The sequence below is a fragment of the Sphingomonas desiccabilis genome (assembly GCF_004135605.1).
In the GTDB taxonomy this organism is placed as follows: Bacteria; Pseudomonadota; Alphaproteobacteria; order Sphingomonadales; family Sphingomonadaceae; genus Sphingomonas; species Sphingomonas desiccabilis.
Genome location: NZ_SDPT01000002.1, coordinates 855,630 through 881,041 on the forward strand (window position 1 = coordinate 855,630; position 25,412 = coordinate 881,041).

Here is a 25,412-nt window from a genome sequence, read left to right on the forward strand (position 1 = left end):
GTGAAGGTCAAGGTACAGACCCTCGACGCCGCCGAGAGCGGCGACATCGAGCTGAAGGACGAGGTGTTCGGCGTCGAGCCGCGTGCCGACATCCTGCACCGCGTCGTGACGTGGCAGCTGGAAAAGCGCCGCGGCACCGCCCGTGGCACCCGCGAGCGTGCCGACGTCGCACGCACCGGCAAGAAGCTCGGTCGCCAGAAGGGCGGCGGTGTGGCTCGTCACGGCGATCGCCGCGCTCCCGTCTTCGTCGGCGGTGGTAAGGCTCACGGTGCGCGCGTTCGCGACTTCAATCCGTCGCTGAACAAGAAGATCCGCGCCCTGGGCCTGCGCATGGCGCTGTCGAGCCACGCCAAGGCGGGTTCGCTGATCGTCGTCGACGGCCTCACGGTCGAGGACGGCAAGACCAAGGCGCTGACCGGCAACCTGTCGAAGCTGGGCTTCGGCAAGACCGCGCTGGTGATCGACGGCGATGCCGTCGAGACGAGCTTCGCGCTCGCCGCTCGCAACCTGCGGGCCGTGAACGTGCTGCCGGCCGGTGGTGCCAACGTCTACGACATCCTGAAGCATGACACGCTGGTGCTCACCCGCGCCGCTGTCGAGAAGCTGGAGGCGCGCTTCCATGGCTAAGGCAAGCAAGGCGGTCGACGTCCGCCACTACGACGTGGTGCTCGCGCCCCACATCACCGAGAAGTCGACCCTGGTGTCGGAGCAGAACGCAGTCGTGTTCAAGGTGGCGAAGACCGCCTCCAAGCCCGAGATCAAGGCGGCGGTTGAAGCGCTGTTCGACGTGAAGGTCACCGGCGTGAACACGATCGTCGTCAAGGGCAAGACCAAGCGCTGGAAGGGCGAAGCCTACAAGCGCACGGACATCAAGAAGGCGATCGTCACCCTGGCCGAAGGCCAGTCGATCGACGTAACGCAGGGGACCATGGCGTAATGGCACTCAAGCATTACAACCCGACCTCGCCGGCACGGCGCGGCCTGGTCCTCGTCGACCGTTCGGGTCTGTTCAAGGGGCGCCCCGTAAAGGCGCTGACCGAGGGCAAGACCAAGACCGGCGGCCGCAACAACAAGGGCCACGTGACGTCGCGCGGCATCGCGGGCGGCCACAAGCAGCGCTATCGCATCGTCGATTTCAAGCGCCGCCTGTGGGACGTCGAGGGCACCGTGGAGCGGATCGAATATGATCCCAACCGCACCGCCTTCATCGCGCTCGTCAACTATGGCGAGACCGACGGCAAGCAGAGCCTGGCCTACATCATCGCCCCGCAGCGTCTGGGCGTCGGTGACAAGGTGATCGCCGGTCGCAAGACCGACGTGAAGCCGGGCAACGCGATGGAGCTGGGCCAGGTGCCCGTCGGCACCATCGTCCACAACGTCGAGATGAAGCCCGGCAAGGGCGGTCAGATCGCACGTTCGGCCGGCACCTACGTGCAGGTCGTGGGCCGCGACAAGGGCATGGTCATCGTTCGCCTGAACTCGGGCGAGCAGCGCTACATCCGTGCGGAGTGCATGGCGACGGTCGGTGCGGTTTCGAACCCGGACAACCAGAACCAGAACCTCGGCAAGGCGGGCCGCAACCGTTGGCTGGGCAAGCGCCCGCTGACCCGCGGCGTTGCCAAGAACCCGGTCGACCACCCGCACGGCGGTGGTGAAGGCCGGACCTCGGGCGGCCGTCATCCGGTCACCCCGTGGGGCAAGCCGACGAAGGGTGCGCGCACGCGCCACAACAAGGCGACCGACAAGATGATCATCCGGTCGCGTCACGCGAAGAAGAAGGGCTGATAGAATGGCTCGTTCTGTTTGGAAGGGCCCGTTCGTCGAACTGAGCCTGCTGAAGAAGGCGGAGGCCGCTCAGGAAGCCGGTACGCGCGCTGGTCCGATCAAGACCTGGTCGCGTCGTTCGACGATCCTGCCGCAGTTCGTCGGCCTGACGTTCAACGTGTACAACGGTCGCAAGTTCGTGCCGGTGTCGGTCAACGAAGAGATGGTGGGCATGAAGCTCGGCGAGTTCGCACCCACCCGCTTCTTCCCCGGCCACGCCGCCGACAAGAAGGGTAAGCGCTGATGAGCAAGCAGGCAGCCCCTCGCCGCGTGGGCGAGAAGGAAGCACTGGCAGTCGCCACGCAGGTGCGTGGTTCGGCCCAGAAGCTGAACCTCGTCGCCGGCCTCATCCGCAACCGCTCTGCCGGTGAAGCGATGAACATCCTCGCCTTCTCTAAGAAGGCGATGGCCGTGGACGTCCGCAAGTGCCTCGCCTCGGCGATCGCCAATGCGGAGAACAACCACAACCTCGACGTCGACGCGCTCGTCGTGAAGGAGGCTTCGGTCGGCAAGTCGATCACCATGAAGCGGTTTGCTACCCGCGGCCGTGGTAAGTCGACCCGCATCCTGAAGCCGTTCAGCCGCGTGCGCATCGTCGTTGCCGAGGTGGAGGAAGCGTAATGGGTCAGAAGTCGAACCCCATCGGTCTGCGCCTGCAGATCAACCGCACCTGGGACAGCCGCTGGTTCGCGGAAGGCCATGACTATGGCCGTCTGCTGCTGGAGGATCTCAAGATCCGCAAGTACATCACCGAGACGCTGCCCCAGGCCGCGATCTCGAAGGTGGTGATCGAGCGCCCGGCCAAGCTGTGCCGCGTGTCGATCTATGCGGCCCGTCCGGGCGTGATCATCGGCAAGAAGGGCGCCGACATCGAGAAGCTTCGCAAGAAGCTGTCCGCGATGACCTCGTCCGACGTGTCGCTGAACATCGTCGAGATCCGCAAGCCCGAGATCGACGCCAAGCTCGTCGCACAGGGCGTCGCCGACCAGCTCGAGCGCCGCATCGCCTTCCGTCGTGCCATGAAGCGCGCGGTGCAGTCGGCACTCCGCCTGGGCGCCGAAGGCATCCGGATCACCTGCGGCGGCCGTCTCGGCGGCGCCGAGATCGCACGGACCGAATGGTATCGTGAGGGCCGCGTTCCGCTGCACACGCTGCGCGCGAACGTCGACTATGCAGAGGCCGAGGCGCACACCGCCTATGGCGTCTGCGGCGTCAAGGTCTGGATCTTCAAGGGCGAGATCCTCGGCCACGACCCGATGGCGCAGGACCGGCTGATGCTGGAGGCTCAGACCTCCGGCGTGCGCCCGGCCCGCGATGACCGCCGCTAAGGACTAGGAAAATGCTGCAACCAAAGCGCACCAAGTTCCGCAAGGCCTTCAAGGGCCGCATCCATGGCGACGCCAAGGGTGGCACCGCGCTCAACTTCGGCTCGTATGGGCTGAAGGCGATGGAGCCGGAGCGGATCACCGCTCGCCAGATCGAGGCGGCTCGCCGCGCGATCACGCGCCACATCAAGCGCCAGGGACGTCTCTGGATCCGCGTGTTCCCGGACGTTCCGGTTTCGTCGAAGCCGGCCGAAGTCCGCATGGGCTCGGGCAAGGGTTCGCCGGAGTTCTGGGTCGCCCGCGTCAAGCCGGGCCGGATCCTGTTCGAGCTGGACGGCGTTCCCGGCCCGCTCGCGGCAGAGGCATTCGAGCGTGCAGCCATGAAGCTGCCGATCGCGGTCAAGGTCGTTGCCCGTCTGGGCGACACCTCGCACCTGGAGGGTTGAAAATGACCAAGGCAACCGATCTGCGCGCCAAGAGCGACGATCAGCTGACCGAGGAGCTGGGCAACCTGAAGCGTGAGGCGTTCAACCTCCGCTTCCAGGCTGCGACCAGCCAGATGGAAAAGCCGAGCCGCGTCAAGGAAGTCCGTCGCGACATCGCGCGGATCAAGACGCTGCAGAGCGAGCGCACGCGCTCGCAGGCCAAGTAAGGGACGACTGACATGCCGAAGCGCGTGCTGACCGGGACGGTCGTCTCGGACAAGACCGACAAGACGGTGGTGGTGAAGGTGGAGCGCAAGGTCAAGCACGCGCTCTACGGCAAGATCATCCGCCGTTCGAAGAAGTACCATGCCCATGACGAGGGCAACGAGTACCGCGAGGGCGAGACCGTGCGCATCGAAGAGACCGCGCCGATCTCCAAGCTCAAGACCTGGAAGGTCGTGGACCGCGTGAACACCCACGCGACCCCGGCCCAGGTGGCGGCGGAGGCCTAACGGCCTCCACCTCCGGCCTTTCGGGGCCGGAAAACGGGAATTGGGGCAGGGGCTTGCGTTCCTCCCCAGGGACGGCTAGTTGGCCGCTCCCCCTGGCGCGGTTGCCCGCGCCGGGGGTTCGTTTTTGAAGGCGGGCGCCGGTCGGAATCGGGCCCATAGAGAAGGAAGCGCATCATGATTCAGATGCAGTCCAATCTCGACGTCGCAGACAACAGCGGCGCGAAGCGGGTGCAGTGCATCAAAGTGCTGGGCGGCTCCAAGCGCCGCACGGCAGGTGTGGGCGACGTCATCGTCGTCTCCATCAAGGAGGCCGCACCCCGCGGCCGCGTGAAGAAGGGTGACGTGCACCGCGCCGTCATCGTTCGGACCGCCAAGGACATCCGTCGCACCGACGGTTCGGTGATCCGTTTCGACGGCAACGCCGCGGTGCTGGTCAACAAGAACGAGGAGCCGATCGGCACCCGTATCTTTGGCCCGGTGGTTCGCGAGCTGCGTTCGCGCGGCTTCATGAAGATCATCTCGCTCGCGCCGGAGGTGCTGTAATGGCTGCCGCCAAGATCAAGAAGGGTGACCAGGTCATCGTCCTGTCCGGCAAGGACAAGGGCAAGACCGGCGAAGTCGTCCGTTCGATGCCGAAGGACGGCAAGGTCGTGGTGTCGGGCGTGAACATCGCCGTGCGCCACCGCAAGCCGACCCAGGTCAACCCGCAGGGTGGCCTGGAGCGTTCGGAAGCGCCGCTCCACATCTCGAAGGTCGCGCACGTCGTTGACGGCAAGCCGACCCGCGTCCGCTTCGAAGAGCGTGACGGCAAGAAGGTCCGCGTGGCCGTGAAGACGGGGGATGTCATCAATGGCTGACAAGTACACGCCGCGGATGAAGTCGATCTACGACGACCGCATCGTCAAGGCGATGACGGAGAAGTTCGGCTACAAGAACGCGCTCGAAGTGCCGCGGATCGAGAAGATCGTGCTCAACATGGGCGTGGGCGAGGCGACGCAGGACAAGAAGAAGGTCGAGCAGGCGGCTTCCGAAATGGAGCTGATCGCGGGCCAGAAGCCTGTCGTCACCAAGGCGAAGAAGTCGATCGCGCAGTTCAAGCTGCGTGAAGGCATGGCGATCGGCTGCAAGGTCACGCTGCGCCGCGAGCGGATGTACGAGTTCCTCGACCGCTTCATCACGATCGCGCTTCCCCGCGTCCGCGACTTCCGCGGCCTGAACCCGAAGTCCTTCGACGGTCGCGGCAACTATGCCTGCGGCATCAAGGAGCAGATCGTGTTCCCGGAAATCAGCTATGACCGCGTCGACAAGGTGCGCGGCATGGACGTGATCGTCACCACCACCGCCAAGACCGACGACGAGGCCCGCGAGCTTCTGCGTCTGTTCGGGTTCCCGTTCCCGCAGGCGCAGGACGGCGAGCAGAAGAAGGCGGCCTAACCCCTTGATGGCATCGCCCCGGCCGACGGTCGGGGCGATGCCGCAACAAAGGGCTCCGGCGCGTTGCCGGGGCCACGACTAGGAAGAGCTTAAGTCCATGGCGAAACTGAGTTCGATCAACAAGAACGAGCGTCGCAAGCAGCTGGTGAAGAAGTACGCCGGCAAGTATGCGAAGCTGAAGGCGCAGGCAGCGGACACCTCGCTGGACGAGACCGAGCGCCTGATCGCGCGCCTGAAGATGGCCGAGATCCCGCGCAACGCCAACCCGACCCGGGTTCGCAACCGCTGCGAGGTCACCGGCCGCCCGCGCGCCTATTACCGCAAGTTCCGCCTCGCCCGCGTGATGCTTCGTGATCTTGCCAACCGCGGCATGATCCCCGGCGTCGTCAAGTCGAGCTGGTAAGGACCGTACCGATGGCATTGACCGATCCCCTGGGTGATATGCTCACCCGCATCCGCAACGGCCAGCGCGCGCGCAAGGACTCCGTCCTGTCGCCGGCGTCGAAGCTGCGGACCCGCGTCCTCGACGTGCTTCAGCGCGAGGGCTATATCCGTGGCTACAGCGAAGAGCAGATGGGCCCCGCGGCCGGCGTCCGCATCGAGCTGAAGTATTTCGAGGGTCAGCCGGCGATCAAGCACGTCGCGCGCGTCTCGAAGCCCGGTCGTCGCGTCTACTCGGGCAGCCAGGAGCTGCCGCGCGTCCGCAACGGCCTCGGCATCACGATCGTCTCGACGCCGCGTGGCGTTCTCTCCGACGCCGAAGCGCGCGAGCAGAACGTCGGTGGCGAAGTGCTGGCGGAGGTGTTCTAATGAGCCGCATCGGCAAGAAGGCAGTCCCGGTTCCGGCCGGCGTGACCGCCAACATCGCCGGCCGTGAGCTGAGCGTGAAGGGTCCCAAGGGCACCCTCTCCATGCCGCTCGCGGACGACATCGCCTACGAAGTCACCGACGGTGGCATTTCGGTTCAGCCGGCGAACGACACCAAGCGCGCCCGTGCCTTCTGGGGCATGCAGCGTACCCTGGTGCAGAACCTGGTGACCGGCGTGACCGAGGGCTTCTCCAAGAAGCTGCTCATCACCGGCGTCGGCTATCGTGCGGCAGCGCAGGGCAAGGTGCTCAAGCTGCAGCTCGGCTATTCGCATGACGTGAACTTCGACATCCCCGAGGGGATCGAGGTGAAGACCCCGGATCAGACCACGGTCGAGATCTCGGGCATCGACAAGCAGAAGGTCGGCCAGGTCGCCGCTGAGATCCGCCGCTGGCGTAAGCCGGAGCCCTACAAGGGCAAGGGCATCAAGTACGACGGCGAGTTCATCTTCCGCAAGGAAGGGAAGAAGAAGTGATGTCTACCAAGGGTATGTCGCTGTTCGAGAAGCGCCGCCGCCGCAACCGTACCGCGCTTCGTGCGCGCTCGGGCGGTCGTCCGCGCCTTTCGATCCACCGTTCGGGCAAGCACATCTACGCCCAGGTCATCGACGACGCCGAGGGCCGGACGCTCGCTTCGGCTTCGACGCTGGAAAAGGACGTGCGTGGCCAGAGCGGCGCGAACGTCGATGCCGCCAAGGCGGTGGGCCAGCGCGTCGCGGAGGCCGCAAAGGCTGCCGGCGTGACGCAGGTGGTGTTCGATCGTGGTGGGTTCCTCTTCCACGGACGCGTCAAGGCGCTGGCGGAAGCCGCGCGCGAGAGCGGATTGGAGTTCTAAGATGGCCGACGAGAACAACCAGGCCGAAACCCCCGCCGTCGAGGCGACGGGTGCAGAGGCAGGCGCGCCCCAGGGCCGTGGTCCGCGTGGCGGCCGTGGTCGCGGTGGCGAGCGTGGTCGTGGCGGCCGAGACGGCAACCGCGGGCGTCGCGACGATCGTCGCAACGAGGATGGTGGCGAGGAGCTGATCGAAAAGCTCGTCCACATCAACCGCGTGTCGAAGACCGTGAAGGGCGGTAAGCGCTTCGGCTTCGCAGCACTCGTCGTTGTCGGCGACGGCAAGGGCCGGGTCGGCTTCGGGCATGGCAAGGCGCGCGAAGTGCCGGAAGCCATCTCCAAGGCGACCGCTTCGGCGAAGAAGGCGATGGTCCGCGTTCCGCTCAAGGACGGCCGCACGCTGCACCACGACGGCAACGGTCACTTCGGTGCCGGTCGCGTGACGGTGCGTTCGGCGCCTGCCGGTACCGGCATCATCGCGGGTGGCCCGATGCGCGCCATCTTCGAGAGCCTGGGCGTGGCCGACGTCGTGACCAAGTCGGTCGGCACGTCGAACCCGTACAACATGATCCGTGCGACCTTCGAGGCGCTGAACGAGCAGACTTCGCCGAAGTCGGTCGCGCAGCGTCGTGGCAAGAAGATCGCCGACCTGCTGGGTCGTGGCGGATCGCAGGCTGCCGAGGCGGAAGCCGCGGCGGTGGTGGAGTAAGTCCATGGCTACCGTGAAGATCACGCAGACCGGTTCGCCGATCCGGCGCACCAAGGACCAGCGCGCGACGCTCGTCGGCCTGGGCCTCAACAAGATGCACAAGACGGTCGAGCTGACCGACACCCCCGAGGTGCGCGGCATGATCCGCAAGGTGCAGCACATGGTGCAGGTCGAAGGCTGAAGCCTTCACCTTCACCGGTGACAAATAGGGGGAAGGGGGCTATGCGGCCCCCTTCCTCATTTCATCAGCGCGTAAAAAGCGAAAGCGAGTGCACATCATGAAGCTCAACGAACTCACCGACAACCAGGGCGCCCGTCACCGCAAGATGCGCGTCGGCCGCGGCATCGGTTCCGGCAAGGGCAAGACCGCAGGCCGTGGTCAGAAGGGCCAGAAGAGCCGCGAAGGCGTCTCGATCAAGGGCTTCGAGGGCGGTCAGATGCCGCTCCACATGCGTCTGCCGAAGCGCGGCTTCAACAACATCTTCGCCAAGGACTATGCTGAGGTGAACCTCGGCGCGATCCAGGCGCTGGTGGATGCCGGCAAGCTGACCGCGACCGACATCGACCACGCAGCGCTCAAGGCCGTTGGCCTCGCCCGCGGCGGCAAGGACGGCGTCCGTCTGCTCGGCAAGGGCGAGCTGACCGCCAAGCTGAGCTTCACCGTCGCCGGCGTGTCGGCTTCGGCCCGCGAGGCAGTCGAGAAGGCTGGCGGCACCGTCAACGTGATCGAGGTCGTCCCGGCCGCCGAGAAGGCGAAGGCCAAGAAGGGCCAGACCCTGGCCGCCAAGAAGGCCGCGCGCGCCTGATCGGCGCCGCCTGAACGTCGTTCGCGTCGGGCCCGTCCGCTTCCGCTCTGCTTCGCGCTCCGGCGCAGCAGGCAGGGGTGGGCGGGCCCGCCCGTTTGAAGGGGCTGCGCGCGTTTCGTGGCGCCCCCGTTAGACATCCCGGCAGCAAGTCCTATATGGGCGCCGGGGGTGGGGCATCAGTGCCCGCCAGCATGATCGGGACACATCCATGGCATCGGCAGCCGACAGCCTTTCGACCAACCTGAACCTGGCCAAGTTCGGCCAGGCGACCGAGCTCAAGAAGCGCCTGTGGTTCACGCTGGGCGCGCTGATCGTCTTCCGGATGCTCAGCTACGTGCCGCTGCCGGGGATCGATCCGACGCAGCTCGGCCTGCTCGCCAACCAGACCCAGGGCGGCGTGCTCGACTTCTTCAACACCTTCTCGGGCGGCGCGCTGACGCGCATGTCGGTCGTGGCGCTGGGCGTCATGCCGTACATCACCGCCTCGATCGTCGTGCAGCTCGCCAGCTCGCTGTCGCCGCAGCTCGCCGCGATCAAGAAGGAAGGCGAGTCGGGCCGCAAGAAGCTCAACCAGTACACCCGCTACGGCACGGTCGCGCTGACGGCGGTGCAGGGCTATTTCATCGCCGTCGGGCTTGAGGCGTTCGGCGCCTCGGCCGGGGCGCAGGCGGTGATCGAGCCGGGAATGACCTTCCGCATCGCGGCGGTCATTTCGCTGATCGGCGGCACCATGTTCCTGATGTGGCTGGGTGAGCAGATCACCAGCCGCGGCATCGGCAACGGCATCTCGCTCATCATCATGGCGGGCATCGTCGCCCATCTGCCGACCACGCTGGTGCAGCTGTTCGAGGGCAGCCGCTCGGGCACGCTCGATCCGCTCAAGCTCGTCGGCATCACCGTCGCCGTGATCGGCCTGGTGCTGTTCATCTGCTTCATGGAGCGCGCGCAGCGCCGCATCCTGATCCAATATCCCAAGCGCCAGACGGCGCGTGGGGTGCAGGCGGACCGCAGCCACCTGCCGCTCAAGATCAACACCGCCGGCGTCATTCCGCCGATCTTCGCATCCTCGCTGCTGCTGATGCCGGTGACGATCACCCAGTTCGCAGGCCAGGCGGCAGAGGGTCAGAGCTGGTGGGGCGACTTCGTCATCAGCCTGAACCAGTATCTCCAGCACGGCAGCCCCGTGTACATGCTGCTCTACGGCGCCGGCATCGTCTTCTTCTCGTTCTTCTACACCGCGGTGGTGTTCAATCCGGAAGAGACGGCCGACAACCTCAAGCGGTACGGCGGCTTCATTCCCGGCATCCGTCCGGGCAAGAACACCGAGGCGTATTTCGACTATGTGCTGACGCGCATCACGGTGATCGGTGCGGCCTATCTGGTCGTGCTCTGCCTGCTGCCGGAGTATCTCGTGTCGGCGCTGGCCATTCCCTTCTATCTTGGTGGGACTAGCCTTCTGATCGTGGTCAACGTAACCATGGACACGGTGACGCAGATCCAGTCGCACCTGCTGGCGCACCAGTATGGGGACCTGATCAAGAAGGCCAAGCTCAAGGGCGGCCGCGCGCGCCACTGATCGACTGAAGAGGGGAATACACCGTGGACATCATCCTGCTCGGACCGCCGGGCGCCGGCAAGGGTACGCAGGCGAACCGACTGGAGCACGATCGCGGGATGGTGCAGCTGTCCACCGGCGACATGCTGCGCGCAGCGGTCAAGGCGGGCTCTCCGGTGGGGCTCAAGGCGAAGGCGGTGATGGAGGCGGGCGAGCTCGTCTCCGACGCGATCGTCTCCGCCCTGATTGGCGAGCGCCTCGACCAGCTTGAGGAAGGGCAGGGCGCGATCTTCGACGGCTATCCGCGGACCGCGGCTCAGGCCGACGCGCTCGACCTGCTGCTCGAGCATCGCGGCCGCCGCCTTGCCTATGTGATCGAGCTGGTGGTGGACGAGGATGCGCTGGTCGAGCGCATCGTCGGCCGCTTCACCTGCGCCGTCTGCGGTACGGGCTATCACGACACGTTCAAGCTGCCCAAGGTCGCCGCGACCTGCGACGTCTGCGGCTCGACCGAGTTCAAGCGCCGCCCCGACGACAACGAGGAAACCGTGCGCACCCGCATGGCCGAGTATCGCGCCAAGACCGCGCCGATCCTGCCCGGCTATGAGTCGCGCGGGCTCGTCGAGCGAGTCGACGGCATGGCCGACATGGATACGGTCGGCACTCAGATCGCGGCCATCCTCGACCGCTGACGGTTAGGGGGAGCGGGCCACGTCCCACTCCCCATCCGTCATCCTGACGAACGTCAGGATCCATTGCCGCTCCGGCAGGAAGCCGGAGCGTTGCGCGAATGGATGCTGACGTCCGTCAGTATGGCGACAGGGTCGGCAGCGCCGCCGCGCCCGGGCTCACACGCCTCACCGCAAATTTGGTTCCCCGGGGCGGTTGACAGCTTTCCCGCCGGGGCTTACCTGCGCTTTACCCCGACACACCGGTCCCGGCGGCGCGCACGCGTGTCCGCCGCAATCGTGCGTTTCGGGTCAACGCTACGAGATGGGGTGCGCGTATAGCCATGCGGTGCCTCGTGGAGCTGGGAGAATAAAGTTCATGGCACGTATCGCGGGTGTTAACATCCCGACCAACAAGCGCGTCATCATTGCGCTGCAGTACATCCACGGCATTGGTCCTGCGAAGGCCAAGCAGATCACCGACGCGCTGGGCATCGCTGCCGAGCGTCGCGTGCAGGACCTGAGCGATCAGGAAGTGCTGCAGATCCGCGAGACGATCGACGCCAGCCACACCGTCGAGGGTGACCTCCGTCGCGAAACCGCGATGAACATCAAGCGCCTGATGGACCTGGCCTGCTACCGCGGCCTGCGTCATCGCAAGGGCCTGCCGGTCCGTGGCCAGCGCACGCACACCAATGCGCGCACCCGCAAGGGCAAGGCCAAGCCGATCGCGGGCAAGAAGAAGTAAGCGCAGCGCGCTTGCTTCTCCGCAGGCCGGTGAGAGGCTGAACGCCTCCCGGCCTTCGTCACACGATATCAGGTCAGGATTACCCCATGGCACAGGCACCGCAGCGCCTTCGTCGGCGCGAACGCAAGAACATCACCGCAGGCGTCGCGCACGTGAACGCCAGCTTCAACAACACCATGATCACCATCACCGACGCGCAGGGCAACGCGATCAGCTGGTCTTCGGCCGGCATGATGGGCTTCAAGGGTTCGCGTAAGTCGACCCCGTACGCCGCTCAGGTCGCTGCCGAGGACGCGGGCCGCAAGGCTGCCGACCACGGCGTGCGCACCCTCGAAGTCGAAGTGAAGGGCCCGGGTTCGGGCCGCGAGTCGGCGCTGCGCGCGCTGCAGGCCGTTGGCTTCCAGATCACGTCGATCCGCGACGTGACCTCGATCCCGCACAACGGCGTGCGCCCCTCCAAGCGCCGCCGCGTTTGATCGATCCCGTCCGGCCGTCGCGACCCTTGTTGGCTGCGCGGCCGGATCGTCATTCGGCGCGGGCAGCCCCCGCCTGCGCCCACAACTAGGGGAAGCCCGTGTCTGTCAACGCTAAGAACTGGCAGGAACTCAAGAAGCCCAGCGGCCTCGAGAAGAAGGCTGGTGGCGATTCCAAGCGCAAGGCGACCTTCGTTGCCGAGCCGCTGGAGCGTGGCTTCGGCCTGACGCTCGGCAACTCGCTGCGCCGGGTGCTGCTGTCCTCGCTGCAGGGCGCCGCGGTCACCTCCATCAAGATCGAGAACGTGCTGCACGAGTTCTCGAGCCTGGCGGGCGTGCGCGAGGACGTGACCGACATCGTCCTCAACGTGAAGCAGATCGCGCTCAAGATGCAGGGCGAGGGCGCCAAGCGCCTCCAGCTGTCGATGACCGGCCCGGCCGAGGTCAAGGCTGGCGACATCGCCGTCTCGGGCGACATCGAGGTGATGAACCCCGAGCTGGTGATCTGCCACCTCGACGAGGGTGCGACGCTCAACATGGAACTGACCGCCGAGAGCGGGAAGGGCTATGTGCCGGCCGCGAGCAACCGTCCGGCCGATGCGCCGATCGGCCTGATCCCGGTCGATGCGCTGTTCTCGCCGGTGCGCCAGGTGTCGTACAAGGTCGAGAACACCCGCGTCGGGCAGGAGCTCGACTACGACAAGCTGACGCTGACCGTCGAGACCGACGGCACGGTGACCCCGGAGGACGCGATCGCCTATGCCGGCCGCATCCTTCAGGACCAGCTGGCGCTGTTCGTGCACTTCGACGACTCGTCGGTCACCCGTCAGGCGCCGACCGGCGCCGCGGCTCCGGCACAGGTCGCCGAGGCGGCGGGCGACACCGCCCAGATCAACCGCTTCCTTCTCAAGAAGGTGGACGAGCTGGAACTGTCGGTGCGTTCGGCGAACTGCCTGAAGAACGACAACATCATCTACATCGGCGATCTGGTTCAGAAGACCGAGGCAGAGATGCTGCGCACCCCGAACTTCGGCCGCAAGTCGCTCAACGAGATCAAGGAAGTGCTCTCGTCGATGGGTCTGCGCCTCGGCATGGAAATCCCGGGCTGGCCGCCCGAGAACATCGAGGAAATGGCCAAGAAGCTCGAGCAGGAAATTATGGGGTGAGGCGCACCGGATCAGCCTCGCTGATCCGGAGACGCCGAACCCCGGCCGGCGGACCGGTTGCACCGGTCCGTCCGACGTCGCGGCTTTGCCGCGGCGATCTGCTCCACCGAGTAAAGAGGGGGCTCCGCAGCAATGCGGGGCCCTTTTCGATGGCGCGTCGCAGAAGAACTGGCGCCTTGCCCGTCGGAGCAGGTCGGCTATTGTTCGCCGGTGTCCCGCTACTCCCTTTTCGTGCTGATTGTCGGCACCGCAATCGCGGCCGAGGCACTCTATCGTTGGCTGAACCTCTTGGAGGTGAGCTGGAGTTGGTTGTGCGGGAGGGCAACCGTGCTCACCCTGATAGTGCTCGTTCAAGCTGCGGTTTCGCGCCACGAACAGAGGCGCGAAGCGCGGGGTGAAAGGGCCAGCAGTACGACTCTCATCGCGATTGGCGGAATGTTGTTGGGCAGTACCGGCAGCTGGATTTGGGGGTGGAGAGCCATTGACGCGGTCCGGACCGGCGGTGTGGTCGTATCCACAGGACCTGATGCTTATACGTTTTGGGACACGAATCCGTCCGGCTTCCTTATCGCTGTGGGCTTTGGACTGGGCGCGCTCCTGCTGTTCCTGGTTATGCTGGTTGGGAGCATCTGGATATTCTGTACTTCGATGCGCGCCAGACGAGTCCTTCGATCTTGACAAACTGGCGTGTTCCCGCTCTTAGCAGCCGCTTCACGCATTCGTGATCGGGTTTTGGGTGGTGACCCTGTTTCACCGCCTGGCCGGCAGTACCTTGAACGGCTGTCGGACGAACAAAGGAAATACCCATGCGTCATCGCGTTGGCGGTCGTAAGCTGCAGCGTACCTCGGCCCATCGTCTGGCCCTGTTCCGCAACATGTCGGCCGCACTGATCAAGCATGAGCAGATCACCACCACCGTCGCCAAGGCGAAGGAACTGCGTCCCTACGTCGAGAAGCTGGTGACGCTGGCGAAGAAGGGTGGCCTGTCCAACCGTCGTCTCGCCCACGCCCGTCTGCTCGACGACGCGCAGCTGGTGAAGCTGTTCGACGTGCTGGCGACCCGCTATGCCGATCGCAACGGCGGCTACACCCGCATCATCAAGGCCGGCATCCGCGCGTCGGACGCCTCGCCGATGGCGATCATCGAGTTCGTCGACCGCGACGTCTCGGCCAAGGGCCAGGACTCGGGCCCGGTCGCGACCGACGAGGACTTCGACGAAGCGGCGTAAGCTGCTTGGCCTTGTGCTCCTGCGCAGGAGCACGGATACGCAGGCACCGCCGCCGCACCTAAGCGGTTGCAAACAAAGAAGGGCCGGGCCAGTTTGGCGCCGGCCCTTTCTTTTTCCCTGGAGACTCTGTGTGGCACGACGCGTCTGCGCGACGGCAATGGTTTTGGTTTCGCTGGCACTTGCCGGCTGTGGCAAGTCCGACCCCGGCTTTCGTGCCGGCATGCCCGGCATCTCGCAATCGCCGTCCCACAAGGCTGAGGTAACCATGTCCTACCCCGAAACGCGCCGGGTCGATCAGGTCGACAAGCTCTTCGGTGAAAAGATCGAGGATCCGTATCGCTGGCTGGAGAACGACGTCCGCAGCGATGCGGAGGTGGCGTCCTGGGTCGCTGCGCAGAACCGCGTCACCGACGCCTATCTCGCCACGCTGCCCGGCCGTGCCATCTTCAAGGAGCGGCTGCGCACCCTGATCGACTATGAGCGCTTCGGCCTGCCGACCAAGAAGGGCGGCCGCTATTTCTACACGCACAACAGCGGCGTGCAGAACCAGTCGGTCCTGTACGTGCGCGATTCGCTCGACGGCGCCGGCCGCGTCCTGATCGATCCCAACGGCTGGGCGGCCGACGGCGCCACCGCGCTGTCGGAGTGGGTGCCGTCGGAGAACGGCCGCCTGATCGCCTATGGCATCCAGGACGGCGGCACCGACTGGCGCACGCTCAAGGTGCTCGACGTCGCCACCGGCAAGCCGCTCGACGACGAGGTGAAGTGGGCGAAGTTCACCGCCATCTCCTGGGCGCACAACGGCTCGGGCTTCTTCTACTCGCGCTTTCCGGAGCCCGAGCAGGGTGCCGCCTTCCAGGCGCTGAACCTCAACCACGCGCTCTACTTCCACAAGATCGGCACGCCGCAGTCTGCGGACATCAAGGTCTATTCGACCCCCGACAAGCCCAAGCAGAGCCACGTCGGCCAGGTCACCGACGACGGCAAGTGGCTGGTCATCACCACGTCGGAAGGGACCGACAACCGCTACGAGATCACGCTGATCGATCTGACCGACAGCCGCATGCGTCCCCGGACGCTGGTGCGCGGGCTCGAGAACAGCTGGGAACTGGCGGGCAATATCGGCAGCACCTTCTACTTCGTGACCGACAAGGACGCGTCGCGCGGCCGGATCGTCGCGATGGATGCCGCCGCCTCCACCGATCGCCTGCGCGAGGTCGTGCCGCAGGACGAGGCGACGCTGCAGGGTGCGAAGATCACCGGCGGCAAGCTGATGGCGAGCTACCTGGTCGACGCGAAGACCGAGGTGCGCCGCTACACGCTGAACGGCGCGCGCGACGGCGCGGTGGCGCTGCCCGGCATCGGCACGGCGAGCGGCTTCGGCGGCGACCAGGACGATCCCGAGACCTTCTTCGCCTTCACCAGCTTCGCCACCCCGACCACGATTTATCGCTACGACGTCCGCACGGGCCAGGCGACGCCGTGGCAGACGCCCAAGGTCGCGTTCGACCCGAACGCCTATGACGTCGCCCAGCGCTTCTACGGCTCGAAGGACGGCACCCGCGTGCCGATGTTCCTGGTTCGCAAGAAGGGCACGACCGGCCCCGCGCCGACGCTGCTGTACGGCTATGGCGGGTTCAACTCGTCGGTGCTGCCGTCGTTCTCGTCCAGCCGCCTGGCCTGGCTGGAGCAGGGCGGGGTGCTCGCGGTCGCCAACATCCGCGGCGGTGGCGAATATGGCAAGGCGTGGCACGACGGTGGCCGGCTCGCCAACAAGCAGAACGTCTTCGACGACTTCATCGCCGCGGCCGAGGATCTGATCGCCAACGGCGACACCACCAAGCAGCAGCTGGTGATCCAGGGCGGCTCCAACGGCGGGTTGCTGGTGGGCGCGGTCGTCAACCAGCGCCCGGACCTGTTCGCCGCCGCGCTGCCGGCCGTGGGCGTGATGGACATGCTGCGCTTCGATCGCTTCACCGCCGGCCGCTACTGGGTCGACGACTATGGCGATCCGGCGAAGGAAGCCGACTTCAAGGCCTTGCGCGCCTATTCGCCGTACCACAACATCCGCAAGGGTAAGGACTATCCCGCGATCCTCGCCACCACCGCCGACACCGACGATCGCGTCGTGCCGGGCCACACGTTCAAGTATGTGGCAGCGCTCCAGGCGGCCAAGATCGGCGACAAGCCGCACCTCGTCCGCATCGAGACCCGCGCCGGCCACGGCTCGGGCAAGCCGACCGACAAGGTGATCGAGGAATATGCCGACCTGTGGGCGTTCTCGGCGCGCTGGACCGGCATGGAGGTGAAGCCGGTCGAATAGCTCCGATAGGGTATTCGACCTCTCCCGTTTGTTTCGAGCAGCCGGCGAGCTTGTCGAGACGGCGTGTCGAGAAATCGGCCGCGGCTCTCTCGACACGGGCTCTCGACAAGCTCGATCCCTGCTCGAGGCAAACGGTATGGCGGAAGGTCAATCACCCCACGCCAAAGGGGCTGGCAGCGCGCACAAGCTCTGCTATCGCGCGGGCCCATGAGCGTTCATCCCACAGACTCCATCCTGATCGTCGACTTCGGCAGCCAGGTCACGCAGCTGATTGCCCGCCGCGTCCGCGAGGCCGGCGTCTACAGCGAGATCGCGCCCTTCCAGTCGGCCGCCGAAGCCTTCGAGCGGATGCGCCCGCGCGGCGTGATCCTGTCGGGCGGCCCCGCCTCGGTGCCGGAGGAGGGGAGCCCGCGCGCACCCCAGGCGATCTTCGATTCGGGCGTGCCGGTGCTCGGCATCTGCTACGGCCAGCAGGTCATGACCCAGCAGCTCGGCGGCACCGTCGAGAAGGGTATGAGCGGCGAGTTTGGCGAAGCCTATATCGGCGTCGAGGACGCCTGCGGCCTGTTCGACGCGCTGTGGGACGAAGGCGATCGCCACCAGGTGTGGATGAGCCACGGCGACAAGGTGACGGCGCTCGCCCCCGGCTTCCGCGTCGTCGCGACCAGCCCCGGCGCGCCGTTTGCGGTGATCGCCGACGATACGCGCCGCTACTACGGCACCCAGTTCCACCCGGAAGTCGTCCACACGCCCGACGGCGGCCGGCTGATCGGCAATTTCGCGCGCCACGTCTGCGGCCTCACCGGCGACTGGACGATGGCCGAGTTCCGCGAAGCCAAGATCGCCGACATCCGCGCCCAGGTCGGCCAGGGCCGCGTGATCTGCGGCCTGTCCGGCGGCGTCGACTCGGCAGTGGCAGCGGTTCTGATCCACGAGGCGATCGGCGAGCAGCTCACCTGCGTCTTCGTCGACCACGGCCTGATGCGCACCGGCGAGGCCGAGCAGGTCGTCTCGCTGTTCCGCAACCACTACAACATCCCGCTCGTGCACGTGAACGCGGAGCCGCTGTTCATGAACGGCCTCGCCGGCGTCACGGACCCGGAGGCCAAGCGCAAGTTCATCGGCAAGACCTTCATCGACGTCTTCGAGGACGAGGCGAAAAAGATCGGCGGCGCCGAGTTCCTGGCCCAGGGCACGCTCTATCCGGACGTGATCGAGAGCGTCAGCTTCACCGGCGGCCCGTCGGTGACGATCAAGAGCCACCACAATGTCGGCGGTCTGCCCGAGCGTATGAACATGAAGCTCGTTGAACCCTTACGCGAGCTGTTCAAGGACGAGGTGCGCGAGCTCGGCCGCGAGCTGGGCCTCCCCGACGCATTCGTCGGCCGCCACCCGTTCCCCGGGCCCGGCCTCGCGATCCGCATCCCGGGCGAGGTCACCAAGGAGCGCTGCGACATCCTGCGCAAGGCCGACGCCATCTATCTCGAAGAGATTCGCAACGCGGGCCTCTACGACGCGATCTGGCAGGCGTTCGCGGTGCTGCTGCCGGTGCGTTCGGTGGGCGTCATGGGCGACGGCCGCACCTATGATTCGGTGCTGGCGCTGCGTGCCGTCACCTCCACCGACGGCATGACCGCCCAGGCGTTCCAATTCCCCGGCGACTTCCTGCCGCGCGTGGCGACCCGCATCGTCAACGAGGTGAAGGGCATCAACCGCGTCACCTACGACTATACGAGCAAGCCGCCCGGCACGATCGAGTGGGAGTGATCCCAGGCTCGCGATAATCGAACAGCTTCCGTCCGGCGCACTCCACCCGAGTGCGCCGGACGTTGCGTTTGGGGTTGTTACGTCGCGCTGCGGTCGCCGGGGCCGGCAGCGGGAGCCCCGCCGGCATGACTGATCCGCCACACCGTGTTGCCGACGTCGTCCGCCACCAGCAGCGCGCCGGTGCGGTCGACCGCAACGCCCACCGGCCGCCCGCGTGCCTTGCCGTCCTTCAGAAAGCCGGTGACGAAATCCTGCGGCATGCCCGTGGGGCGGCCGCCCTGGAAGCGGATGAACGCCACCTTGTAGCCATGGGGATCGCTGCGGTTCCAGCTGCCATGCTCGCCGACAAAGGCGCCGCCCCGGTAGGCCGCAGGGAAGCTCGCGCCGGTGTAGAAGGCCAGGCCGAGCGGCGCGACATGCGATCCCAGCGAATAATCGGGGGAGATCGCCTTGGCGACCAGCTCGGGCCGCTGCGGCCGCACGCGCGGGTCCACATGCTGCCCGTAATAGCTGTAGGGCCAGCCATAGAAGCCGCCCGGCCGCACCGACGTCATGTAATCGGGCACCAGGTCAGGGCCCAACTCGTCGCGCTCGTTGATGACGGCCCACAGCGTGTTCGACCCGGGGTAGAAGGTCAGCCCGTTGGGATTGCGCAGCCCGCTCGCGTACACCTTCAGCAGGCCCGTCCTGGGATCGACCTCCAGGATCGCCGCCCGGTCCCGTTCTGCCTCCTCGCCGCGCTCCATCGCGTTGCTGTTCGATCCGATGCCCACGTAAAGGCGGCTTCCGTCCGGGCTCGCCGTAAGGCTCTTGGTCCAGTGGTGGTTGATCGGCCCGGCCGGCAGGTCGGCGACCTTGACGCCCGGCGCGGTGATCCGCGTCTGGCCGGGTACGAAGGGATAGCGCACGATCGCGTCGGTGTTCGCGACGTACAGGTCGCTTCCGATCACCGCCACGCCGAAGGGCGCGTTCAGCTTGTCGACCAGCACCGATCGCCCGTCCGGCCGGCCGTCGCCATTGGCATCGCGCACCAGGGTGATGCGGTTGCTGGGTGCGGGTGCCTCGCCGCTCTTTGCCTGGCCATGCGCCATCGACATGATCCAGTCGCGGATCGGGTCCTTGGGCCGCTGGACCGGCTCGCCGCCTTCCTTCTTCGATTCCACGATCAGCACGTCGCCGTTGGGCAGCGCCAGCACGTTGCGCGGGTTGGAAAGCCCGGTCGCGATCGCCTCGATGCGGAACCCGGCCGGCACGGTCGGGGTCTCGCCCGTCTTCCAGCCCACGACCTTGTATACGCCGACGTCGGAGATCAGCGCCTCCTTCGGCTCGGGCAGGACGGGGTTCGGCCCGTATTGCGCGTTGGGGTCGATCTTCTGGCCGCCCCCGCAGCCGGCAAGGGCGGAAACGGCGAGCAGGGCTGCAAGGCTGCGCTTCATCACAGATCTCCCGCCACGCGGTGAGTGGCGGACTGCCAGAACCATCCGGCCAGCAGCGCGAGCACGACGGCCAGGATCGACAGCATCAGCCCGGTCGGCACCACCGCCGTCCACCCGTCGCGCGTGTGGACGAAGGAGTTGAACACCTCCACCACCCAGGCGGCGAGAAACAGCAGCGCATGCGCCGTCCACGCGCCCTTACGCCGCGCGCGGCTGCGGATCGTCTCCACGATCAGCACCACGCCGGCGACCCCGCCCACGACCAACCCGGCGAGCAGCAGCCAGCTCGAAAAATCGAGCCACATCATGTCGGGCGATCGGGAATAGACGATGTCGGTGATCAGCGCGCCGATGAAGCAGGTGATCGAAACCGGGAGCAGCGCGGAATAGATCCGGTGGCCGAGGACGCCGGGTGGCCGTCGATCCGCGTGCGCGATGCTCTCGGCCATAGGCATGTCCTTCCCTGTCTCTCTGGGGGCACTACGACCGGAGGGGGAGGGGAGTTCCCGCGCGGGCGTGCCGCGCGCGAAGCGGCCCGAGACGCTGTCTGGTCGATGAATGTCGCGGACGGACTTCGTTCAGGCCCGCGCGCTTAGCTTCTCCCCATCAAGATTGCAAAGGAGAGGACCATGCGTACGCTGATCATCCTGGCCACTGTGGCCGCTGCGGCCTTCACCCCGGCTGCGGCATCCGCCCAGCGCTATGGCTACAACCACGAAGTCCGGCGCGAGGTGCAGGAGTGCCGCCGCGAGCTGCGCCGTGCGGATAGCCGCCGCGAATACCGCCGCGAACAGCGCGAGTGCCGCCGCGAGATCGCAGAGGCGCGCCGCGACAGCCGTCGCGACTGGCGCCACGATCGCCGCGACTGGCGGGACAACCGTGGTCACTATGGCTGGCGCGACCGTCACTACGGCCAGCGCTGGTAACTACTCGACGCCGGGCAGGGGCAACCCTTGCCCGGCGCGGACGTCCCTGCCGATCGCGGCACCCGAACTAAGCCGCCGCCCCGGCGTTGGTCTCCCGTAACGGGAGCAGGCTGATGGTGGCAGAAGACGACCCGCGCCGGGCGGCGCAGCTGGTGGCAGGCGCTGCCGAACCGCTGCCCGATATCGACGATCCGGCGTTCGGGGCGCTGTTCGATCGCTTCGCCGACGCCCGCGTGGTGTGCCTGGGCGAGGCGAGCCACGGCACCTCCGAATTCTACCGCGCCCGGGCCGCCATCACCCGCCACCTGATCGAGCGGCACGGCTTCACCATGGTCGCGGTCGAGGCGGACTGGCCCGACGCGGCGGTCATCGATCGCACCGTGCGCGCAAGGCCTGCGCCGCCCGAGGCGCCGACCCCCTTCACCCGCTTTCCCGCCTGGATGTGGCGGAATGCCGAGTTCGACCGCTTCGTGGAGTGGCTCACCGCCCACAACGCCGATCGGGACGCATCCGCGCGCGTCAGCTTCCACGGGCTGGACCTCTACAACATGACGGCCTCGGTCGCCGCCGTGATCGGCTATCTGGAGCGGGTCGATCCGGTGGCCGCCGCCGAGGCCCGCCGCCTCTACGGCTGCCTGAAGCCCTGGAAGGAGCAGCCCGAACGCTACGGCCGCATGGCGCTGAGCGAAGGGCATGGCCGGTGCGAATCGGCGGTGGTGCAGCTGCTGCGTGACCTGTTCGCCAACGAAGCCGCCTATGCGCCCGGCGATCCGGACTCTTTTCTCGATGCGGCGCAGAACGCCCGGCTCGTCGCCAATGCAGAGGCCTATTATCGCGCCATGTACTATGGGTCGGCTGCCAGCTGGAATCTACGCGACGAGCATATGGCCGACACTCTGGAACTGCTGCTGCAGCGCAAGGGGCCGGATGCCAAGGCGGTGGTCTGGGCGCACAACAGCCATGTCGGTGACGCCCGCCGGACCGACATGGGCCAGAGCCGCGGTGAGCTGAACCTCGGCCAGCTGGTGCGGGAACGCTACGACGGCGCCGCCTGCCTGATCGGTTTCGGAACCCACGCCGGCACCGTGGCCGCCGCCGATGATTGGGACGCGCCCATGCGAATCATGTCGGTCAATCCGTCCCGCCCCGACAGCTTCGAACGGGTCCTCCACGACAGCGGCGCCCCCCGCTTCCTGGTCGATCTGCGCGAGGGGGCGGCAAGCCCCGAGCTGCGCGAGGCCCTCACGGCCGAACGGCTCGAGCGGTACATCGGCGTCATCTACCGCCCCGACACAGAACGCTGGAGCCACTATTCCGAGGCGACGCTGGCGCAGGAATATGATGCCTTCCTGTGGTTCGACACCACGACTGCCGTGCAGGCTACGGCGGCAAGCAGCGAGGCGGGGCAGGACGAGACCTGGCCCACGGGATTGTAGAGGGACGGCCGCTAACAGTCGGAACCGCGCCGCCGGAGTGGCGCGCGGTCGCGCATGGTGCCTATGATGGCCCTCACCTGTCCGGGAGATCCCAATGCGCTTCCTGTTCGCCGCCTGTCTTGCCGCTGCGACAATCGCCAGTCCTGCCGCCACGCGTCCGGCGATCCCCCAGTCCGCGGCACCCGACCCGAAGACCGCGGTCTACGAGTTGCGCATCTACCACCCCGCGCCCGGCAAGCTCGCCGCCCTCAACGCCCGCTTCCGGGAGCATACGCTCAAGCTCTTTGCCAAACACGGCATGCACAATGTCGCCTATTGGAACGAGCAGCCGACGGCGGAAGCGCCGGAGGGCCGGATCGTCTACGTTCTCGCCTATCCGAGCCGGGCGGCGCGGGAGGCGAGCTGGAAGGCGTTCGGCGCCGATCCGGAATGGCGTGCGGTGGTCGCCACCTCCGAAGCCGGCGGCAAGCTGGTGACGAAGGTCGACAGCGTGTTCATGACGCTGGCCGACTATTCCCCGCGCCTCCCGCTCCGCTGAGACGACGCGGGAAGGCTGCGTGCCGCCGATCCGGCACGCAGCCGCTCTTCAGCGCTAGGCGGCGCGCAGCGTGCGTGCCGCGGCGACCATCGCCTCGATCGCCGGCTTCACCTCGTGCCATTTGCGCGTCTTCAGCCCGCAGTCCGGGTTCACCCAGAGCTGCTCGGGCCTCAGATGCTGCTGGGCCAGCCGCATCAGCTCGACCATCTCGGCCTCGCCCGGCACGCGTGCGGAGTGGATGTCGTACACGCCCGGGCCGATCGCGCTCGGGTAGCGGTACTTCGCGAACGCCTCCAGCAGCTCCATCCGCGACCGCGCCGTCTCGATCGAGATCACATCGGTGTCCATCGCGCCGATCGACGGCAGGATGTCGTTGAACTCCGAATAGCACATGTGCGTGTGGATCTGCGTGCCGTCCGCCACGCCTGCGGCCGAAAGGCGGAAACAGTCCACCGCCCAGTCGAGATACGGCTGCCAGTCGCGCTTCCTAAGCGGCAGCCCCTCGCGCAGCGCCGCCTCGTCGATCTGGATCGCCCTGCACCCGGCCGCTTCCAGGTCCAGCACCTCGTCGCGGATCGCAAAGGCGATCTGGCGGCAGGAGGCCTCGCGCGGCTGGTCGTCGCGCACGAAGCTCCAGTTGAGGATCGTGACTGGCCCGGTGAGCATGCCCTTCACGGGCTTGTCGGTGAGGCCCTGCGCAAAGCGCCACCAATCCACCGTCATCGGGTGGGTACGGCGGACGTCGCCGAACAGGATCGGCGGCCGGACGCAGCGCGAGCCATAGCTCTGCACCCAGCCGTTCACCGTGAAGGCGAAGCCGGCGAGCTGCTCGCCGAAATACTGCACCATGTCGTTGCGCTCGAACTCGCCGTGGACGAGCATGTCGAGCCCCACATCTTCCTGCCAGCGGATGGCGCGCTCGGTCTCCTCGCGCAGGAACTGCTGGTAGCCGGCATCGTCGAGGTTGCCGCGATTATGCTCGGCACGCGCATGGCGTACCTCGGCGGTCTGCGGGAAGGAGCCGATGGTGGTCGTAGGGAAGGGCGGCAGGTCGAGCAGCCCGGCCTGCGCACGCGCGCGTTCGGCATGGCCGGAGCGGCGCTCCCGCATGTCCGGCGTCGCCTGCGCCACCCGCGCCTGCACCGCCGCGTCGTGGATGCGGGGCGACACCTTCCGGTTCGCTGCCGCCTCCGCCGCCGCCGCGAGCGGCCCCGCCACGCTGTCCCGTCCTTCGTTCAGCGCGCGCTTGAGGACGGCCAGTTCCTCTACCTTCTGAACCGCAAAGGCGAGCCACTGCTTCACCTCCGCGTCGAGCCTGGGCTCGAGCGTCAGGTCCACCGGCACGTGCAGCAGCGAGCAGGACGGCGCCAGCACCACGTCGCGCGATGCCGCGATGGGTGCCACGCGTTCCAGCACCGCGTCCAGGTCGGCACGCCAGACGTTGCGCCCGTCGATCACGCCTAGCGAAAGCAGCAGGTCCTTGGGCGCCGCCCGCAGGACGGCATCGAGCTGTCCGGGCGCGCGGACGAGATCGACGTGGAGGCCCTGCACCGGCAACGCAGTCGCCAAGGCCAGATTGTCCTCCAGCCCGCCGAAATAGGTCGTCAGCATCAGCTTCGGGCCGGACCGCTGGAGCGCGGCATAGGCGCGGGTGAAGGCGGCGCGCTGCTGCTCCGACAAGTCGGTGACCAGGATCGGCTCGTCGATCTGCACCCACTCGGCCCCGGCATGGGCGAGATGGCCCAGGATCACGCGGTAGAGCCCTAGCACTTCGTCGAGCAGGTCGAACGGGTCGATCCCATGCCCCTTGGCAAGGCTCAGCCAGGTGACCGGGCCGAGCAGCACCGGCCGCGTCTCATAACCCTGCGCTTGGGCCTCGCGATATTCCTCGACCACCTTCAACCGCCCGAGCGCGAGCTTGCGGTCGGGTTCGATCTCCGGGACGATGTAGTGGTAGTTGGTGTCGAACCACTTCGTCATCTCGCCGGCGGTCACCGAACCGTGCGAATGGCCGCATCCCGCGTCCTCGCCCGTGGTGCCCCGCGCCATCGCGAAATAGGTCGCCAGGTCGGTGACCCCGTCCGCCGCGCCATAGCGGCTCGGGATCGCGCCCAGCATCACGCTGGTGTCCAGCACATGGTCGTAGAGCGAGAAGTCGTTGGAGGGCAGCCAGTCGGCGCCCAGCGCCTTCTGCCGCGCCCAGGCGGCGGTGCGCAGGCCCGATGCGGCCTCCTGCAGCTCGGCTTCGCCGATCCTGCCGGACCAGAACTTCTCCAACGCGAACTTCAACTCGCGGCGCGGACCGATGCGGGGAAACCCCAAGGTCGCGATCGTCACTGTCATGTCTTCAACCCCGAAGAGGGCGAAGCGCCGGACCGAGCGCAGGCAGGCACGCGCCAGGGATCGCCCGGCC

General features: G+C 66.9%; 33 protein-coding genes. 30 read left to right on the plus strand and 3 right to left on the minus strand.

The features are described 5' to 3' along the window. The 27 genes from rplD to guaA all read left to right on the plus strand — a co-directional run bounded on the left by rplD (position 1) and on the right by guaA (position 18,663). Positions 1-627, plus strand: coding sequence for a 50S ribosomal protein L4 (rplD, locus tag EO081_RS12145; RefSeq protein WP_129342159.1), 627 nt, complete (start codon positions 1-3; stop codon positions 625-627). Continuing rightward, entirely contained in the window at positions 620-937 is a 318-nt protein-coding gene (locus tag EO081_RS12150) for a 50S ribosomal protein L23 (RefSeq protein WP_125961411.1), read from the plus strand. The genes rplD and EO081_RS12150 overlap by 8 nt, the downstream gene beginning before the upstream one ends. Next, positions 937-1,785 carry a 50S ribosomal protein L2 gene (gene rplB, locus EO081_RS12155; protein ID WP_129342160.1) on the plus strand — a complete coding sequence of 283 codons (849 nt, stop codon included), beginning with the start codon at positions 937-939 and terminating at the stop codon, positions 1,783-1,785. Before EO081_RS12150 ends, rplB begins: the two co-directional genes overlap by 1 nt. A gap of 4 nt (positions 1,786-1,789) precedes the next feature. Further along, complete coding sequence (gene rpsS / locus EO081_RS12160) at positions 1,790-2,068, plus strand: 30S ribosomal protein S19 (protein WP_125961409.1); 279 nt, start codon at positions 1,790-1,792, stop codon at positions 2,066-2,068. Beyond that, entirely contained in the window at positions 2,068-2,445 is a 378-nt protein-coding gene (gene rplV, locus EO081_RS12165; protein WP_125961408.1) for a 50S ribosomal protein L22, read from the plus strand. Before rpsS ends, rplV begins: the two co-directional genes overlap by 1 nt. Further along, positions 2,445-3,152, plus strand: coding sequence for a 30S ribosomal protein S3 (gene rpsC, locus EO081_RS12170; RefSeq protein ID WP_129342161.1), 708 nt, complete (start codon positions 2,445-2,447; stop codon positions 3,150-3,152). Before rplV ends, rpsC begins: the two co-directional genes overlap by 1 nt. Positions 3,153-3,163: 11 nt before the next feature. Continuing rightward, a complete protein-coding gene (gene rplP, locus EO081_RS12175; RefSeq protein WP_125961406.1) occupies positions 3,164-3,595 on the plus strand; it encodes a 50S ribosomal protein L16 in 432 nt (143 codons plus the stop codon). 2 nt (positions 3,596-3,597) lie between these two features. Then, positions 3,598-3,801 (plus strand): 50S ribosomal protein L29, encoded by a 204-nt coding sequence (gene rpmC / locus EO081_RS12180; protein ID WP_125961405.1) that lies wholly within the window; start codon positions 3,598-3,600, stop codon positions 3,799-3,801. A gap of 12 nt (positions 3,802-3,813) precedes the next feature. Then, positions 3,814-4,086, plus strand: a complete 273-nt coding sequence (gene rpsQ / locus EO081_RS12185) for a 30S ribosomal protein S17 (RefSeq protein WP_125961404.1) — start codon at positions 3,814-3,816, stop codon at positions 4,084-4,086. 174 nt (positions 4,087-4,260) lie between these two features. Beyond that, positions 4,261-4,629: a 50S ribosomal protein L14 gene (gene rplN, locus EO081_RS12190; protein ID WP_125961403.1), complete on the plus strand. Its 369-nt coding sequence runs from the start codon at positions 4,261-4,263 to the stop codon at positions 4,627-4,629. Then, entirely contained in the window at positions 4,629-4,943 is a 315-nt protein-coding gene (gene rplX / locus EO081_RS12195) for a 50S ribosomal protein L24 (protein WP_125961402.1), read from the plus strand. Before rplN ends, rplX begins: the two co-directional genes overlap by 1 nt. Beyond that, a complete protein-coding gene (rplE, locus tag EO081_RS12200; protein WP_129342162.1) occupies positions 4,936-5,520 on the plus strand; it encodes a 50S ribosomal protein L5 in 585 nt (194 codons plus the stop codon). Before rplX ends, rplE begins: the two co-directional genes overlap by 8 nt. Before the next feature lie 97 nt (positions 5,521-5,617). Beyond that, the gene (rpsN, locus tag EO081_RS12205) at positions 5,618-5,923 is read left to right on the plus strand and encodes a 30S ribosomal protein S14 (RefSeq protein WP_129342163.1); all 306 of its coding nucleotides are present in this window, start codon (positions 5,618-5,620) and stop codon (positions 5,921-5,923) included. A gap of 11 nt (positions 5,924-5,934) precedes the next feature. Then, complete coding sequence (rpsH, locus tag EO081_RS12210) at positions 5,935-6,330, plus strand: 30S ribosomal protein S8 (protein WP_125961399.1); 396 nt, start codon at positions 5,935-5,937, stop codon at positions 6,328-6,330. Next, positions 6,330-6,863 carry a 50S ribosomal protein L6 gene (rplF, locus tag EO081_RS12215; protein WP_125961398.1) on the plus strand — a complete coding sequence of 178 codons (534 nt, stop codon included), beginning with the start codon at positions 6,330-6,332 and terminating at the stop codon, positions 6,861-6,863. Before rpsH ends, rplF begins: the two co-directional genes overlap by 1 nt. Further along, entirely contained in the window at positions 6,863-7,222 is a 360-nt protein-coding gene (rplR, locus tag EO081_RS12220; RefSeq protein ID WP_129342164.1) for a 50S ribosomal protein L18, read from the plus strand. Before rplF ends, rplR begins: the two co-directional genes overlap by 1 nt. A gap of 1 nt (position 7,223) precedes the next feature. Further along, positions 7,224-7,928 carry a 30S ribosomal protein S5 gene (gene rpsE, locus EO081_RS12225; protein ID WP_129342165.1) on the plus strand — a complete coding sequence of 235 codons (705 nt, stop codon included), beginning with the start codon at positions 7,224-7,226 and terminating at the stop codon, positions 7,926-7,928. A 4-nt stretch (positions 7,929-7,932) separates the two neighbouring features. Beyond that, positions 7,933-8,109 carry a 50S ribosomal protein L30 gene (gene rpmD, locus EO081_RS12230; RefSeq protein WP_129342166.1) on the plus strand — a complete coding sequence of 59 codons (177 nt, stop codon included), beginning with the start codon at positions 7,933-7,935 and terminating at the stop codon, positions 8,107-8,109. A gap of 97 nt (positions 8,110-8,206) precedes the next feature. Then, a complete protein-coding gene (gene rplO / locus EO081_RS12235; protein ID WP_129342167.1) occupies positions 8,207-8,734 on the plus strand; it encodes a 50S ribosomal protein L15 in 528 nt (175 codons plus the stop codon). A 208-nt stretch (positions 8,735-8,942) separates the two neighbouring features. Beyond that, complete coding sequence (gene secY, locus EO081_RS12240) at positions 8,943-10,310, plus strand: preprotein translocase subunit SecY (RefSeq protein ID WP_129342168.1); 1,368 nt, start codon at positions 8,943-8,945, stop codon at positions 10,308-10,310. 23 nt (positions 10,311-10,333) lie between these two features. Next, positions 10,334-10,981: an adenylate kinase gene (locus EO081_RS12245; protein WP_129342169.1), complete on the plus strand. Its 648-nt coding sequence runs from the start codon at positions 10,334-10,336 to the stop codon at positions 10,979-10,981. Between the two features lie 355 nt (positions 10,982-11,336). After that, on the plus strand, positions 11,337-11,705 hold the full coding sequence (gene rpsM / locus EO081_RS12250; RefSeq protein ID WP_125961391.1) for a 30S ribosomal protein S13: 369 nt from the start codon (positions 11,337-11,339) through the stop codon (positions 11,703-11,705). A gap of 86 nt (positions 11,706-11,791) precedes the next feature. Further along, on the plus strand, positions 11,792-12,181 hold the full coding sequence (gene rpsK / locus EO081_RS12255; RefSeq protein WP_129342170.1) for a 30S ribosomal protein S11: 390 nt from the start codon (positions 11,792-11,794) through the stop codon (positions 12,179-12,181). A 98-nt stretch (positions 12,182-12,279) separates the two neighbouring features. Beyond that, positions 12,280-13,344 carry a DNA-directed RNA polymerase subunit alpha gene (locus EO081_RS12260; RefSeq protein WP_129342171.1) on the plus strand — a complete coding sequence of 355 codons (1,065 nt, stop codon included), beginning with the start codon at positions 12,280-12,282 and terminating at the stop codon, positions 13,342-13,344. A gap of 806 nt (positions 13,345-14,150) precedes the next feature. After that, the gene (gene rplQ, locus EO081_RS12265) at positions 14,151-14,573 is read left to right on the plus strand and encodes a 50S ribosomal protein L17 (RefSeq protein WP_129342172.1); all 423 of its coding nucleotides are present in this window, start codon (positions 14,151-14,153) and stop codon (positions 14,571-14,573) included. A 265-nt stretch (positions 14,574-14,838) separates the two neighbouring features. Beyond that, positions 14,839-16,896 (plus strand): prolyl oligopeptidase family serine peptidase, encoded by a 2,058-nt coding sequence (locus EO081_RS12270; RefSeq protein WP_129342173.1) that lies wholly within the window; start codon positions 14,839-14,841, stop codon positions 16,894-16,896. 207 nt (positions 16,897-17,103) lie between these two features. Continuing rightward, entirely contained in the window at positions 17,104-18,663 is a 1,560-nt protein-coding gene (guaA, locus tag EO081_RS12275; RefSeq protein ID WP_129342174.1) for a glutamine-hydrolyzing GMP synthase, read from the plus strand. Positions 18,664-18,740: 77 nt separating this feature from the next. Here the strand turns inward: guaA and EO081_RS12280 are convergent, their stop codons facing one another. Both EO081_RS12280 and EO081_RS12285 read right to left on the minus strand, forming a co-directional pair. After that, entirely contained in the window at positions 18,741-20,099 is a 1,359-nt protein-coding gene (locus tag EO081_RS12280; protein ID WP_129342175.1) for a PQQ-dependent sugar dehydrogenase, read from the minus strand. After that, entirely contained in the window at positions 20,099-20,548 is a 450-nt protein-coding gene (locus EO081_RS12285; protein WP_129342176.1) for a DUF2231 domain-containing protein, read from the minus strand. Before EO081_RS12285 ends, EO081_RS12280 begins: the two co-directional genes overlap by 1 nt. 180 nt (positions 20,549-20,728) lie before the next feature. Between EO081_RS12285 and EO081_RS12290 the strand changes: the two genes are divergently transcribed. From EO081_RS12290 to EO081_RS12300, 3 genes are all read left to right on the plus strand, one after another. After that, positions 20,729-21,025, plus strand: coding sequence for a hypothetical protein (locus EO081_RS12290; RefSeq protein WP_129342177.1), 297 nt, complete (start codon positions 20,729-20,731; stop codon positions 21,023-21,025). A 113-nt stretch (positions 21,026-21,138) separates the two neighbouring features. Then, positions 21,139-22,461 (plus strand): erythromycin esterase family protein, encoded by a 1,323-nt coding sequence (locus EO081_RS12295; RefSeq protein WP_129342178.1) that lies wholly within the window; start codon positions 21,139-21,141, stop codon positions 22,459-22,461. Between the two features lie 94 nt (positions 22,462-22,555). Further along, entirely contained in the window at positions 22,556-22,999 is a 444-nt protein-coding gene (locus EO081_RS12300) for an NIPSNAP family protein (RefSeq protein ID WP_129342179.1), read from the plus strand. Between the two features lie 54 nt (positions 23,000-23,053). Here EO081_RS12300 and metE read toward each other — a convergent pair whose 3' ends face one another. Then, a complete protein-coding gene (gene metE, locus EO081_RS12305) occupies positions 23,054-25,342 on the minus strand; it encodes a 5-methyltetrahydropteroyltriglutamate--homocysteine S-methyltransferase (RefSeq protein WP_129342180.1) in 2,289 nt (762 codons plus the stop codon). Between the last annotated feature and the right edge of the window lie 70 nt (positions 25,343-25,412).